We start from the raw sequence: 14,138 nt of genomic DNA, 5'->3' as shown, positions 1-14,138 counted from the left end.
GCTTTCCTCCGGGCTTTCGTTCTGTTCTGTTCTTGCGTTTCAGACTCTATCAGAGTCTGTCTCGCTTGTTTTCCGCCTTCCAGGTCCTCCGCTTTCGCGGTTTCCCTTTCCGGCGAGTCCGACTCTATCAGTCTTTTTCTTTCCCTCTGACCACTCTCCGTTTGCCGAATAGGCATGCGGAAAGGAGGCGAGATGAAGATCAAAGAACTGAAGAGAGGGGGAGTCCCGTCCATCGGCCGTTCGCGAAATGTTCACGCGGGGCCTCGTGGCGGGAGTCACGACAGTACAGGTCTGCCGGAGCCCAGGCAAATCGATTCAGGCGTATGGTCTAGTCCACCGGTCTAGTCCACTAGTCTCCGTGCCGAAGGACCAGTCCGGATCGGGACCAACATCGGGCGAACCCGAACATCTTGTGACTTATCCTTCTGGAGAGTACGCCGTTCGCGACAGGTAGTGACGGCGACACGACGAAGCCCCACCCCTGGGAGGCCCCCATGACCAGCGTGACGTCCCCACTTGCCGGGACCGCCATCGGACTCGCGGCAGTGCCCGATCCGGTGTTCTCCGGCGCGATGGTGGGACCGGGCACCGCCATTGATCCCGTTCGCGAGCCTTCGGCTGCGGTGTCCCCCGTAGACGGTGTAGTCGTCTCCCTGCACCCGCACGCGTACGTCGTAGTCGACGGCGAGGGCCACGGAGTGCTCACGCACCTGGGCATCGACACCGTTCAGCTCAACGGCGAGGGCTTCGAGCTGCTCGTCAGCAAGGGCGACACCGTGACCCGCGGCCAGGAGGTCATTCGCTGGGACCCCGCCGCGGTCGAGGCCGCCGGCAAGTCCCCCATCTGCCCCGTCGTGGCACTTGAAGCGACTGCCGACTCCCTGTCCGGCGTGGTCGAGGCAGGAGAGGTCAAGGCCGGGGACGCCCTCTTCGGCTGGCAGTGACCTTCGCCTTCTAGACGCACTGGCACATCCAACGCGGCGGGTGGACCCGCCGCTCAATCGGAGACAGGTGAAATGGAGACAACGCTGCGAGGCGTCGGCGTGAGCCACGGTGTGGCGATCGGCGAGGTTCGGCACATGGGCACGGCGGTTCTCGAACCGCCGGCGAAGCAGATCACCGCGGACGAGGCGGAGCGCGAACAGGGGCGCGCCCGTCAGGCCGTGGAAGCTGTATCGGCCGACCTGATCGCCCGGGGCCAGCTGGCCGGTGGCGAGGCCCAGCACGTGCTCGAGGCCCAGGCGATGATCGCCACGGACCCCGAGCTCATGGCGGACGTCGACCGGCGCATCGCCGTCGGCAGCACCGCCGAGCGCGGTGTGTACGACGCGTTCGCCGCCTACCGCGACCTGCTCGCCGGTGCCGGTGAGTACATGGCCGGCCGCGTGGCCGACCTGGACGACGTGCGCAACCGCATCGTCGCGCGCCTGCTCGGCGTGCCGATGCCGGGTGTGCCCGACAGCGACGAGCCGTACGTGCTGATCGCGCGGGACCTGGCTCCCGCCGACACCGCTCTGCTCGACCCGGCTCTGGTCCTCGGTTTCGTGACCGAGGAAGGCGGCCCGACCAGCCACAGCGCGATCCTCGCGCGGGCGCTGGGCGTGCCGGCCATCGTGGCGCTGCCGGGTGCCGGCGAGATCGCCGAAGGTACGGTCATCGCCGTCGACGGCAGCACCGGCGACCTGTTCGTGGAGCCGAGCGCGGCGAAGCGGGCCGAGCTGGAGTCCGCGGCCGCCGAGCGCAAGGCCGCTCTCTCCGCGTCCTCCGGTCCGGGTGCGACGTCCGACGGTCACAAGGTGCCGCTGCTCGCCAACATCGGCGGTCCGGCGGACGTGCCGGCGGCCGTGGATGCCGGGGCCGAGGGTGTGGGCCTGTTCCGCACCGAGTTCCTCTTCCTCGACGACAGCAAGCACGCGCCGACCGAGGAGAAGCAGGTCGAGTCGTACCGCAAGGTGCTCGAAGCCTTCCCCGAGGGTCGTGTCGTCGTACGCGTCCTGGACGCCGGCGCCGACAAGCCGCTGGACTTCCTGACCCCGGCCGACGAGCCGAACCCGGCTCTGGGTGTCCGTGGCCTGCGGTCGCTGCTCGACCACCCGGACGTGCTGCGCACGCAGCTCACCGCGCTGGCCAAGGCCTCCGAGGGGCTGCCGGTCTACCTCGAGGTCATGGCCCCGATGGTGGCCGACCGCATCGACGCCAAGGCGTTCGCGGACGCCTGCCGCGAGGCCGGCCTCAAGGCGAAGTTCGGTGCGATGGTGGAGATCCCCTCCGCCGCGCTGCGGGCGCGCTCGATCCTCCAGGAGGTCGAGTTCCTTTCGCTGGGCACCAACGACCTGGCCCAGTACGCCTTCGCCGCCGACCGTCAGGTCGGTGCCGTATCGCGGCTGCAGGACCCGTGGCAGCCCGCGCTGCTCGACCTGATCGCCATGTCGGCCGAGGCCGCCAAGGCCGAGGGCAAGAGCTGCGGCGTCTGTGGCGAGGCCGCCTCCGACCCGCTGCTGGCCTGTGTGCTGACGGGTCTGGGTGTCACCTCCCTGTCGATGGGCGCCGCTTCGATTCCCTACGTGCGGGCGACGCTGGCCAAGCACACCCTCGCGCAGTGCGAGCGTGCGGCTGCCGCCGCGCGTGCCGCGGACACCGCCGAAGAGGCCCGCGTGGCCGCCCAGGCAGTGCTGTCCGGCGAGTAGCCGACGCCGGGTCGACGCGTGGTCGACGTTCGAGGGGCCTTCGCCGGTGGCGAGGGCCCCTCGGCCGTTTGCCGGTGGGTGCGCCCGGCTCAGTGGTGCGGGTCCGGTTCGTCCACCTCGTAGCCGGGGCTGTATTCGACGCCGGGCTCGGGGCTCACGGGCTCTCCCGTGTCGGCGTCGGTGCAGTAGGCGTTGAAGACGGCCGCCGCCGAGAGAGGGACCAGGCGGCCGCGGTCCAGGCGCCAGCCGTGGACGCGGTCCCGGTCGTCCTCCGTGGTGGTGCGCAGGACCAGGCCCCCGGGTCCGCCGAGGGCCAGGCCCGCGGCGAGGACGGTCACGAAGTCCAGGCCGTCGCGGCCGTCCACGCGGGGCCGGCCGCGGGGGCCGCTGCCGGTTTCGGCGTGCAGGACCGCCACGAGCTGTTCTTCCGGCGCGGGGACGCTGCACACCAGGTGGTGGTGGCCCGGACCGGCCCCGTCCACCAGGCGCCGGAGTGCCTCGGCGGCGCGCTCCAGGGAGGCGGTCCCGATGTCCTCCCCGCAGTCGGCGCAGCGGCCCACTTCGGCCAGCAGTGCGCTCGCGTACTCCCAGGTGGCCTGCCGGACGGCCGCGTCCACGAGGAGCGGGACCAGTTCGTCGATGGGCTGGCCGGCATACGGGAGGCCGCCGGTGGCGCCGCCCAGTTCGGCGGTGAAGCGGGTGCGGGACCCGGGGGTGTCCGGGTCCAGCCCGCGGTCCGCGCAGTAGTCGGCGTACTCCACCGGATCGAATACGGCGACCGTGGTGTGGATGCCCTGGGCCGCGAGGGAGCGGAGCAGCCGGTCCACCTGGTCCAGGTAGTCGCGGTGGTGGTCGAAGGCGAAGCTGCGGTACCGGCGCATGGCCGCGAAGTCCCCGGCGTCGGCCAGGAGGCCGACGGTGCTGGGGACTTCGCGGCGCAGGGTGCGGCGCCTGCCGGTGCGGGCGGGGCGCGGGGCGGTGGTACGGGTTCCGGTGTGGGTTCCGGTGTCGTTCGAGCGGCGCATGGGTCCCCCTGAGTGACGCGATCGCTTGCTCACTCAGAGTAATCATCGCCACTGACAGTGGCCGTCGTGTCAGCCGCGGGTGCGGGCGAGCTCCTCGTAGAAGTGCAGGAGGTCGAGGTTGTCGACCGAGCCGGGGTTGACCGCCTTGGCCAGGGGGGCGCCCTGGAGGAGGCGCTTGACCGGGACCTCGATGCGCTTGCCGGTGAGGGTGTGGGGGATGCCCGGGACCTCGATGATCTCGTCGGGGACGTGGCGCGGGGAGAGCTCCTCGCGGATCGTGGCCTTGATCCGGGAGCGCAGGGCGTCGTCGAGGACGGCGCCGGGCACCAGGTGGACGAAGAGCGGCATCCAGTACCCGCCGTTGGGCTCCTCCAGGCCGATGACCAGGGATTCCTTGATTTCCGGGAGTCGCTCGACGGCCTCGTAGATGTCCGCGGAGCCCATCCGGACGCCCTGGCGGTTCAGGGTGGAGTCGGAGCGGCCGTGGATGACGACGGAGCCGTGGTCGGTGATCGTGATCCAGTCCCCGTGGCGCCAGACGCCGGGGAACATCTCGAAGTAGCTGTCGCGGTAGCGGCTGCCGTCGGGGTCGTTCCAGAAGCGGATCGGCATGGAGGGCATGGGGTTGGTGACGACGAGCTCGCCGACCTCGCCGGTGACGGGCTTCCCCGCGGGGTCCCAGGCCTGGAGGTCCGTGCCCAGGCAGGCCGCCTGCAGTTCGCCGATGTGGACGGGGAGCGTGGGGACGGCGCCGGCGAAGCAGCTGCAGACGTCGGTGCCGCCGCTGACGGAAGCGATCCAGAGGTCTTCGGCCACCTCGTCGTGGAGCCAGCGGAAGCCGTCGGGCGGCAGCGGGGAGCCGGTGGTGGCCACGCACTTGACGGAGGAGAGGTCGAAGTCGCGGGAGGGGTGGACCTCCGCCTTGCGGCAGGCCATCACGTAGGCGGCGGAGGTCCCGTAGAGGGTGGCCTTCGTGCGCTCCGCGATGCGCCACTGGGCGCCCGTGTCGGGGAAGCCCGGGCTGCCGTCGTAGAGCACGACGGTGGTGCCGGTGAGCAGGCCGGAGACGAGGAAGTTCCACATCATCCAGCCGGTGGAGGTGTACCAGAAGAAGCGGTCCTCGGGGCCCAGGTCGCAGTGCAGGCCGAGCTGCTTGAGGTGTTCGAGGAGGATGCCTCCCTGGGACTGGACGATGGCCTTGGGCAGGCCGGTGGTGCCGGAGGAGTAGAGGACCCAGAGCGGGTGGTCGAAGGGGACCGGCTCGAAGACCGGCTCCGTGTCGCCGGAGGTGAGCGCCGACCAGTCGAGGGCGCCCGCGGGGGCCGGCGTACCGAGGAGCGGGATGTGCACGACGGCGCGCAGCGAGGGGAGCTCGGCGCGCAGTTCGGCGACGGTCTCGCGGCGGTCGTGCTCCTTGCCGCCGTATCGGTAGCCGTCGACGGTGAAGAGGACGACCGGCTCCACCTGCTGGAAGCGGTCCAGGACGCTGCGGGCGCCGAAATCGGGGGCGCAGGAGGTCCAGACGGCGCCGACGGCGGCGGTGGCGAGGAGCGCGGTGACGGCCTCGGGGATGTTGGGGAGGTAGCCGCTGACCCGGTCGCCGGGGCGTACGCCCAGGGCGCGCAGTTCGGCGGCGAGCGCGCCGACCTGGCGGCGGAGCTCGGCCCAGGTCACGGGGGTCGGCTCGTGGGTCTCGTCCACGTGGAGCAGGGCCGCGTCGGCGGCGCGGGCCGGGTCCTCGGCGGCGCGCAAGGCGTGTTCGGCGTAGTTGAGGGTGGCGCCCTCGAACCAGCGCGCGCCCGGCATGGACCGGTCCGCGAGGACGGACGTGTACGGGGTGGTGAAGCGTACGTCGAACCACTCGGCGACGGCCTGCCAGAAGGTGTCCAGCTCGTCGACGGACCAGCTGTGCAGGGCCGGGTAGCCGCCGTCCGCGGGGGCGCCGTGGTGTTCGGCGGCCCAGGCCTGGAAGGCGGTGATCCGGGCCGCGGCGATCCGGTCGGGGCCCGGGGACCAGAGGGGCTCGGAGGAGGTGGCTGCTGCGGTCATGCGTCGGCTCCCGGTCACGTCTGCGGTGCGCGCCTCGTGGGCGTGGCGTGGTCTGGCGTGGATGTGGCGTGTGGTGTGGTGTGTGGTCTTCGTACGGTGCCACCGCGCGCGGGGTGTGCGCACGGGGGCTCACAGGGACGATGCCATGTGATCGACATCCGCACCAGAGCCGTCATCGGCGGTCGGCCGTGATCCTTTTGCGGGTGAACGGCAGTTGAACGGGGCCTTCTGGGGCGGGTCGCGGTGGCAGGGTGACGCCATGGACGGTCGTGGGCTGGTACGTGCGGTGAAGGACCTCGGGGACGAGCGGGGGCGGCGTGCCTGGCGCTCCGCGTGGCGCAACCGGCGCGTGGACGCGGTGGGGCTCGCGCCCAGGGGCGCGGAGCGGGCGCGGGTGCCGGGTCTGCTGACCGGTACGCAGGCCCTGCCGGGCGGTGGGGTGCTCCGGTTCACCCGTTCGGAGCTGCTGGTGCGGGTCACCGTGGGGGGTGCGGTGTTCTGGGGCTGGGACGGGGCCGAGCCGACGCCCTCGTACGCGGTCGTCGGCAGCGGGCCGGAACCCGATCCGCGGGCCGTGCTGGAGCCGGACACCGACGGCGGCTGGCGGGTGGTCTCGGAACGGGTGACGGTGGCGGTGTCCCGGCAGGGGGCGGTGGAGGTGCGCACCCCCGGCGGGACGGTGCTGCGGCGGGACCTGCCGCCGCGGTGGTGGGAGCCGGCCGGCTCGGGCGGGGGCGAGGGGGATGCGGGCGGTGCGGACGGGACGGGTTCTGCGGGCCGAGCGGGTGGTGGCGACGGGGCGGCCGGGGGCGCGAGTGCGGGCCGGGGCGGGGTGGCGGGCGCGGCGCGGTGGTTGGTGCGGAGTGAGGTGGCGGCCGACGCGCGGGTGTTCGGGCTCGGCGGGCGGGCGGTGGGGCCGCGGCTGCGGGACGGGAGCTACCGGCTGTGGAACACCGATCCGAAGGGCGGGTTCGGGGGCGGGGGCGGTTCCGGCGGGGAGGCCCTGTACATCACGATGCCCGTGCAGCTGGTGGTCGCCGATGCGGGCACCCACCTGGTGTTCCACGACAACTCCTGGGACGGCCGGGTGGTGTTGCGGGAGGGCGAGGAGGGCGCCGGCTCGGGGGCGGACCGGCCGGGCTCCTGCGAACTGCGCATGGAGGGAGGGCCCTTGCGGTGCTGGGTGCTGGTGGGGCCGCCCGGGCGCGTATTGCAGGGCTGGTCGGGGCTGACGGGCGGGGCCGCGGTGCCGCCGGAGTGGGCGCTCGGGTACCAGCACGCGCGGTGGGGGTTCGGGAGTGCGGCGGAGGTCCGCCGGATCGTGGCGGGGTACGCCGAGCGGGGGCTGCCGCTGTCGGCCGTCCATCTGGACATCGACCACTACGACGGCCACCGGGTCTTCACCGTGGACCGCGAGCGGTTTCCCGATCTGGCGGGACTGGCCGAGGAGTTGGGCGGCGGCGGCGTGCGGCTGGTCTCCATCGTCGACCCGGCGGTGAAGACGGGCGACCCGCTGCACGCCGCGGGGCTCTCGGTCGGCGCGCACGGGGCCTTCGTACGGGACGCGGCGGGGCAGGAGGTCCGGGGCGAGGTGTGGCCGGGCGAGTGCGCGTACCCGGACTTCACCGATCCGGCGGTGCGGCGGTGGTGGGGCGAGTTGTACGGGGAGCGGCTCGCGCAGGGCTTCGCCGGGGTCTGGCACGACATGAACGAGCCGGTCTCCTTCGCCCCGTTTGGGGACCGGACGCTCCCCCGCTCGGCGCGGCACGCCCTGGAGGGGGCCGGCGGGGACCACCGGGAGGCCCACAACGTGTACGGGCTCGCGATGGCGCGCGCGGGCTGGGAGGGACTCGTACGGCTGCGCCCGGCCGAGCGGCCGTTCCTGTTCTCCCGGTCGGGGTGGGCGGGGATGCAGCGGTACGGGGGCACGTGGTCCGGTGACGTGGAGAGCAGCTGGGACGGGCTGCGGGCCTCGCTGGCCCTGGTCCTGGGGCTCGGGCTGTGCGGGGTGCCGTACTCGGGGCCGGACGTCGGGGGCTTCTGGGGCTCGCCCTCGCCGGAGTTGTACCTGCGGTGGCTGCAACTGGGCTCGTACCTGCCGCTGTTCCGGACGCACTCGGCGATCTGGGCGGGGCGGCGGGAGCCGTGGGAGTTCGGGGAGGAGACCGCCCGGGCCGCGGGGGCCGTCCTGGCGGAACGGGAGCGGCTGCGGCCGTACTTCGTGACGCTGGCCCATCTGGCACGGCGGACCGGGGCGCCGTACGTACGGCCGTTGTGGTGGGGGGCTCCCGAGGACCGTGTGCTCCGGGACTGCGAGGACGCGTTCCTGCTGGGTGACGCCCTGCTGGTGGCCCCGGTGCTGGAGTGCGGGTCGGACCGGCGGGCGGTGCGGCTGCCGCGCGGGCGCTGGTACGACACGGCGACGGGCCGCGCGTACGAGGGGCCGGGGCAGGTCCTGCTGGACGCCCCGGTGGACCGGATCCCGGTCCTGGCACGGGCCGGCTCGCTGCTGCCGGTGCGGGCGGCCGACGGGTCGGTGGCCCTGGAGGCGTGGGCTCCGGCACGGGGCCGCACGGGCGGCGGGGTGGTGATCCGGGACCCGGGGCCGGGCTTCGAGCCGGGCGAGGTGGAGCGGTACGTGGTGCGGTGGGCCGGGGACGCGGTGGTGGTGGAGGACGAGGCCGGGGAGCGGGTGGACGGGGTGGTGCTGCGGGGGCTCTGAGGTGGACGGGTGGGGCCGGTCCGCCGGGGCGCCCTGGGGCGCTGTCCCCGGCGGACCGGTCCGGGTCAGCCGTCGATGCGGTGCGTGGTCCAGAAACTGGTCAGGTCCGTGGTCGTGGCGGCCTGGGCGGCCGCCTTGAACTCGGCCGTGGTCGAGACCCCGTACCAGTGCGAAGTGGCGTAGTCCTTCAGCAGCTTGGCCATGGCGGTGTCACCGAGGACCCTGCGCAGGTCGTGCAGGGCGCACTTGCCGTAGCCGTAGATGACGGTGGAGTACCGGGACGAGTGGGTGTCCCAGTAGGCCATCGAGTTGCTGATCTTCTCCGCCGACGAGGCCCAGGAGACGCTGTTCCAGCAGCTCGCGCCGGTCTTGTTCTGCGCGAGGTCGGTGGCGTAGTCGGTGAACGCCTCGTCCAGCCACGGGTTGTTGTACTCGTCGTCGCCGATGATGCCGTACCACCACTGGTGGGCGATCTCGTGGGTGAGCGCGGTGGTGCTGACCAGGTCGAGGACGAACCCGGGGTATTCCATGCCGCCGAACCAGAAGTTGTTGTCGATCACCGCGTCCAGTTCGCCGTACGGGTAGGCCCCGAAGCGGGCGGAGTGGGCGTCGACCGCGGACTTGGCCGTGGTGAGCATCGACTGGGAGTCCGAGGCGCTGATGCCCGAGACGGAGTAGACGTTGACCGGGGTTCCGGCGGCCGAGGTGCCGGAGATCTTGCTGAACGGTCCGGCGGCCCAGGCGAAGTCGCGCACCTTGGAGGCGGTGGCGGTGGTCACCGTACGGCCGCTGGTGCCGGGGGTGTCCACCGATGCGCCGGTGGCCGGTACGAGCAGGCCGCTCGGGTGGTCGAGGGCGACGCTGAAGTCGGAGGCCAGGGAGTAGAACGACTCGCCGTTGTTCGTGTACGGGTCCAGGTGCCAGCCGGCCCCGTCCCGGACGGCGAGCACGGGCAGGGCGTTGCCGATGAAGCTGAAGGCTCCGTCGTAGCCGAAGCGGTCGGCGCCGCTGGGCACGGTGATGCCGAGGTCGAAGCCGATCGTGGCGCTCTGGCCCTGCGTCAGCGGCGCCGGCAGGTCGATCTTGAGCGCGGTGCAGTTGACGGACAGGGCGCCCGCCGTACCGCCGGTGACGTTGCTGACCACGATGGGCATCGCGGCGCACGTGCCGTGGTAGTTGTCCCACAGCCGCAGGTACACCTCGCTCAGCGCGGTCGCCGAGGCGTTGGTGAAGGAGGCGCTCTCGTGGCCGGTCCAGACGGTGCCGGCCGCGTTGCTGCTCAGGCTGACCGTGTAGGCGGGAGCCGCCGGGGTCCGCGTGGAGTCCCCGGGCGGGGTGGTGCCGCCGGAGGTGTCGAGGGCGATGTCGTCGAGGACGAAGTTGGTCTTGAGGCTGGAGTCCTCCGTGCCGGTGAAGGCGAGGCTCACCGTCTGGCCGGCGAACGCGGACACGTCGAAGGTCTTCTGGGCGTAGCCGGTGTTCTTGTCGAGGTTCGAGTACGTCGCCAGCGTGGTGGTGCCGATCTTCGCCGTCAGCTTGTCGTACTTGGTCGACGTCGTGGTCTCGGTGGTGTCGACGTGCAGCCAGAAGGTGAGGCTCGCACTGCTGCACCCGGAGGGGATGGTGACGCTCTGGGTGAGCGTGTCGGTGTGGGTGCTGCCGACGCCGTCGAGCCAGGCGAAGTACGTACCGCCGTGGGCGCTCTGGCCGGTGCGATTGGTGATCAGTCCGGTCTGCGACTGGGTCCAGGGGGTCGTACCGCTCTCGAAGCCGCCGTTGGCGACCACCTGAGCGGGGGTGCAGGCGGTGGGCGCCGCTGCCGCCGGGAGGGCGGGCAGGGCGGCGGCCAGCAGTGCGGCGATGGCGAACGCACTCGCCGCGAGGGCCTTGTGGGGGGTGGCTCTCACACGAAACTCCTTTGAGGCGGCCGGGGTTGCGGCCTGCTCGGTGGCTGCCCGGCCGGCCTGGGTACGCCGGAGGGCAGCCGCGGGGGTGACGGCTGCCGGAAGCCTGGCAGATTTGACCGGAGCATGCCATCAGCGGCAGGTAAAGGGTTCGTTCTCCGAACGGCGGGGTCCTGTGGGCGGTACGGCTCGGGGGTGCCAGCCGGATCGGCTCAGCGGTGCCAGCCGCTTCCGCTCAGCGGTAGCGGCCGGCGGCTCAGCGGTAGCGGCCCTCGAACCAGGCCCCGGCCACCGCCGTGTGCAGCGGGAACGCCAGCTGCTCCGGGCCGCGCAGGATGTGCCAGCCGGTGGTCTCGTCCGTCGGGGCGGACACGGGCAGGGACGCCGCCGGGCGGACGGGCAGGAGACCGAAGACGAGCAGATGGCCGGCCGGGGAGCTGAGGGTGTCGGCGAGGGCGACCTCGGAGGCGGCGGCGTGGATGCCGGTCTCCTCGCGGAGTTCGCGGACGACCGACTCGCGCCAGTCCTCGCCGAAGTCCATGAACCCGCCGGGCAGGGCGACGGCGCCGAGGGCGGGCTCGATGGTGCGGGTGATGACCACCAGGCCGGTGCCGAGCCCGTCCTCCACCGGGAGCAGGGCCACGGCGACCGGGAGCGGATTGCGGTAGGCGACCGCGCCGCACGAGGGGCAGGTACGGGGCCAGTCGGCCGAATCGAACAGGGCTCCACAGGCGGAGCAGTGCGAGTCCTTCAGGTGCGCCGGCATGCGGCGATGGTATGCCAAGGGGCATGCGGATGACGGTCGTTGCGGGACGGTTCGGCGTGCTGGCGGTGCTGGCCGCGGCGGGGGTGATGGCCGCGCCGGGGGCGGGCGCCGCACCGGAGGCGGTGGCCGCGCCGGGCGGGGTGGCCGGGCCGGGTGGGGTGGCCGGGCCGGGTGGGGTGGCCGCGCCGGGCGGCGGGTTCGTGGCCGTGGCCGAGGTGGATGCGAGCATCGGGCAGGAGATGCGGTACGCCACGCCGCACAATTTCACCGGGGCGGTCGTGGACGGCTACGACGAGCCCGTCTGCCTGCTCGCCCGGCCCGCCGCCCAGGCGCTGCGGCGGGCGCAGCGCGAGGTGCTGCGGCGCGGGTACTCGCTGCTGGTGTACGACTGCTACCGGCCGCAGCGGGCCGTCGACCGGTTCGTACGGTGGGCCCGGGACGGGGCCGATCAGTCGACCAAGGCGGAGTTCTATCCGGAGGTGGCCAAGGACCGGCTGATCCCGGAGGGGTACATCGCCGAGCGGTCCGGGCACAGCCGCGGCAGCACCGTCGACGTGACGCTGACGGAGCCCGGCCGGGAGCCCCTCGACATGGGGACCCCGTTCGACTACTTCGATCCGCTCGCGCACACCGACAGCCCGCGGGTGACGGGCGCGGCCCGCGAGCACCGAGAGCTCCTCCAGCGGGTGCTCGGCCGGCAGGGGTTCGTGAACCTGCCCCAGGAGTGGTGGCACTTCACGTACGCACCGGAGGCGTTCCCGGACACGCATTTCGATTTTCCGGTCTCTGTCGCCTCCCTCCACCGCTGAGTACCGTGCCCGCATGACATTCAGTTCGTACGAGGAGTTCTGGCCCTACTACGTCGCCATGCATTCCCGCGCCGCCACCCGCTGGATCCATCTCACCGGCACCCTCACCGGCCTCGCGATCACCGCGTACGGGCTGGCGCGGGGCCGCAAGCGCTACCTCGCCGCGCTCCCCCTGATCGGGTACGGGACCGCGTGGCCGGCGCACTTCCTGATCGAGGGGAACAACCCCGCCACCTTCGGCAATCCGGCGTGGTCGCTGCGCGGGGACGCGCGGATGATCCGGATGATGCTGGCCGGGCGGGACGCGGAGCTCGGGGAGATCGCCCGGAAGTGGCTCGCCGAGAACCCGTGCGAGGAGTGCGGCACCGGTGGTGCCGGCGTTCCCGGGGGTGCGTTCCCGAGCGTTCCCTGACAGACTCCTGACGATTCGTCAGATGTCTGTTTCGGGAGGGGTCTTGGAACGCACACGCACACCCGTGGTCAGCGGGTGGTTCACCGGGGACGAGGCGGAGGAGGGCTTCCGCCTGCTCGGCACCCGGTGCTCCGCCTGCGCCGCCGTGTTCTTCCCGCGCGAGGACGCGTACTGCCGCAATCCGCGCTGCCCGGGCGGCGGCGAGCTCGCCGAGACCCCGCTGTCCCCGCGCGGCCGGGTCTGGTCCTACACCGACGGGCGGTACCGCCCGCCCGCGCCGTACGTGTCCGACCCGGATGCGCCCTGGACCCCGTACACCCTGGTCGCCGTGGAGCTGGAGGCCGAGGGGATGGTCGTGCTCGGGCAGACGGTGCCCGGGGTGGGCGTCGGTGACCTGGCCGTCGGGATGGAGGTCGAGGTGGTCGGCGGCGTGCTGAACGTGGACCCCGACGGCACCGCCCGGACCACCTGGCACTTCCGGCCCGTGGAGGTGGAGCGGTGAGCGCCGACATCGCGGTCCTCGGAGCCGGCATGCACCCGTGGGGCAAGTGGGGGCGCAGCTTCGTCGAGTACGGGCGGGCCGCCGCGCGGGCCGCGCTCGCCGACGCCGGGCTGGACTGGACCGACGTGCAGTCCATCGTGGGGGCCGACACCGTCCGGTCGGGGTACCCCGGCTACGTGGCCGGAGCCACCTTCGCGCAGGCGCTGGGCTGGCAGGGTGCCCGCGTGACCAGCGTGTACGCGGCCTGCGCGTCCGGCGCCCAGGCCATCGGCGCGGCCCGGGCGCAGATCCTCGCCGGGCTCGCCGACGTGGTGCTGGTGGTCGGGGCGGACGCCGCCCCGAAGGGGTTCTTCGCACCGGCGGGCGGGGAACGGCCGGACGACCCGGACTGGCTGCGCTTCCGGATCCTGGGGGCCACGAACCCGGCGTACTTCGCGCTGTACGCCCGGCGCCGGATGGCCCTGTACGGGGACACCGGTGAGGACTTCGCGCAGGTCAAGGTGAAGAACGCGGCGGCCGGGCTGCTGAACCCGAACGCCCGCTACCGCAAGGCCGTGACGGCCGAGGAGGTGGCCGCCTCGGCGATCGTCGCCGATCCCCTGCGGCTGCTGGACATCTGCGCCACCTCCGACGGGGGCGCGGCGCTCGTCCTGAGCAGCATGGACTTCGCCCGCTCGCGGGGGGCCGCGGACCCGGTGCGGATCCGGGCCGTGTCCACGGTGACGCCCACGTATCCCCGTACCGTCCTGGACCTGCCGGACATCGCCACGGACTCGGTGACAGCCGTGGCCGCGACCCCCGGTTCCTTCCGGGCCTCGATCGCGCGGGCCGCGTACGAGGAGGCGGGGCTCGGGCCGGACGACCTCTCGCTCGCCGAGGTCTACGACCTGTCCACCGCCCTGGAGCTGGAGTGGTACGAGGACATCGGCCTGTGCGGGGAGGGCGAGGGGGCCAAGCTCGTACGGGAGGGCGCGACCGCGCTCGGCGGCCGGATCCCCGTCAACACCAGTGGTGGGCTGGCTTCGTTCGGGGAGGCGGTGCCCGCTCAGGCCATCGCCCAGGTGTGCGAGCTGACCTGGCAGCTGCGGGGCACCGCCGGGGAGCGGCAGGTGGCCGGGGCACGGGCCGGAATCACGGCGAACCAGGGGCTGTTCGGGCACGGATCGGCGGTCGTCGCCGTGCGCTGAGCGGTACGACGCGTGGTCGCCCGCACCCCGGTGGGCCGCTGAACAGCGGCTGCTGTCCGAACGCTTGACGGCCCC

11 protein-coding genes are annotated in these 14,138 nt (G+C 72.8%); 7 read left to right on the top strand and 4 right to left on the bottom strand.

Features of this window, described 5'->3' with window-relative positions:
• The first annotated feature begins 494 nt into the window (after positions 1-494).
• Both ACWCP2_RS35485 and ptsP read left to right on the top strand, forming a co-directional pair.
• Positions 495-944: a PTS sugar transporter subunit IIA gene (locus ACWCP2_RS35485; RefSeq protein ID WP_450912678.1), complete on the top strand. Its 450-nt coding sequence runs from the start codon at positions 495-497 to the stop codon at positions 942-944.
• Positions 945-1,016: 72 nt separating this feature from the next.
• A complete protein-coding gene (gene ptsP, locus ACWCP2_RS35480; RefSeq protein ID WP_450912677.1) occupies positions 1,017-2,687 on the top strand; it encodes a phosphoenolpyruvate--protein phosphotransferase in 1,671 nt (556 codons plus the stop codon).
• Between the two features lie 89 nt (positions 2,688-2,776).
• On the opposite strand, the gene ACWCP2_RS35475 is transcribed toward ptsP, so the two are convergent.
• Together ACWCP2_RS35475 and ACWCP2_RS35470 are read right to left on the bottom strand one after the other, a co-directional pair.
• Positions 2,777-3,712 carry a hypothetical protein gene (locus tag ACWCP2_RS35475; protein ID WP_450912676.1) on the bottom strand — a complete coding sequence of 312 codons (936 nt, stop codon included), beginning with the start codon at positions 3,710-3,712 and terminating at the stop codon, positions 2,777-2,779.
• Positions 3,713-3,781: 69 nt separating this feature from the next.
• A complete protein-coding gene (locus ACWCP2_RS35470; RefSeq protein WP_450912675.1) occupies positions 3,782-5,761 on the bottom strand; it encodes an acetoacetate--CoA ligase in 1,980 nt (659 codons plus the stop codon).
• A 259-nt stretch (positions 5,762-6,020) separates the two neighbouring features.
• Here ACWCP2_RS35470 and ACWCP2_RS35465 point away from each other — a divergent pair, with 259 nt between their 5' ends.
• Entirely contained in the window at positions 6,021-8,483 is a 2,463-nt protein-coding gene (locus ACWCP2_RS35465) for a glycoside hydrolase family 31 protein (RefSeq protein WP_450912674.1), read from the top strand.
• Between the two features lie 65 nt (positions 8,484-8,548).
• On the opposite strand, the gene ACWCP2_RS35460 is transcribed toward ACWCP2_RS35465, so the two are convergent.
• Together ACWCP2_RS35460 and ACWCP2_RS35455 are read right to left on the bottom strand one after the other, a co-directional pair.
• On the bottom strand, positions 8,549-10,390 hold the full coding sequence (locus ACWCP2_RS35460) for a M1 family aminopeptidase (protein ID WP_450912673.1): 1,842 nt from the start codon (positions 10,388-10,390) through the stop codon (positions 8,549-8,551).
• Positions 10,391-10,643: 253 nt separating this feature from the next.
• Positions 10,644-11,153 (bottom strand): NUDIX domain-containing protein, encoded by a 510-nt coding sequence (locus tag ACWCP2_RS35455; protein WP_450912672.1) that lies wholly within the window; start codon positions 11,151-11,153, stop codon positions 10,644-10,646.
• 29 nt (positions 11,154-11,182) lie between these two features.
• On the opposite strand from ACWCP2_RS35455, the gene ACWCP2_RS35450 reads away from it, so the two are divergent.
• The 4 genes from ACWCP2_RS35450 to ACWCP2_RS35435 are packed head-to-tail and all read left to right on the top strand — an operon-like array spanning position 11,183 to position 14,063.
• Positions 11,183-11,962 (top strand): M15 family metallopeptidase, encoded by a 780-nt coding sequence (locus tag ACWCP2_RS35450; protein ID WP_450912671.1) that lies wholly within the window; start codon positions 11,183-11,185, stop codon positions 11,960-11,962.
• A gap of 13 nt (positions 11,963-11,975) precedes the next feature.
• Positions 11,976-12,374, top strand: a complete 399-nt coding sequence (locus tag ACWCP2_RS35445) for an Mpo1-like protein (protein ID WP_450912670.1) — start codon at positions 11,976-11,978, stop codon at positions 12,372-12,374.
• A 43-nt stretch (positions 12,375-12,417) separates the two neighbouring features.
• Entirely contained in the window at positions 12,418-12,876 is a 459-nt protein-coding gene (locus ACWCP2_RS35440) for a Zn-ribbon domain-containing OB-fold protein (RefSeq protein ID WP_450912669.1), read from the top strand.
• Positions 12,873-14,063, top strand: a complete 1,191-nt coding sequence (locus ACWCP2_RS35435; RefSeq protein ID WP_450912668.1) for a lipid-transfer protein — start codon at positions 12,873-12,875, stop codon at positions 14,061-14,063. Before ACWCP2_RS35440 ends, ACWCP2_RS35435 begins: the two co-directional genes overlap by 4 nt.
• Positions 14,064-14,138: the final 75 nt, after the last annotated feature.

The sequence above is a fragment of the Streptomyces sp. NPDC002104 genome (assembly GCF_053593795.1).
This window is presented reverse-complemented; position numbering and strand designations above follow the sequence as displayed.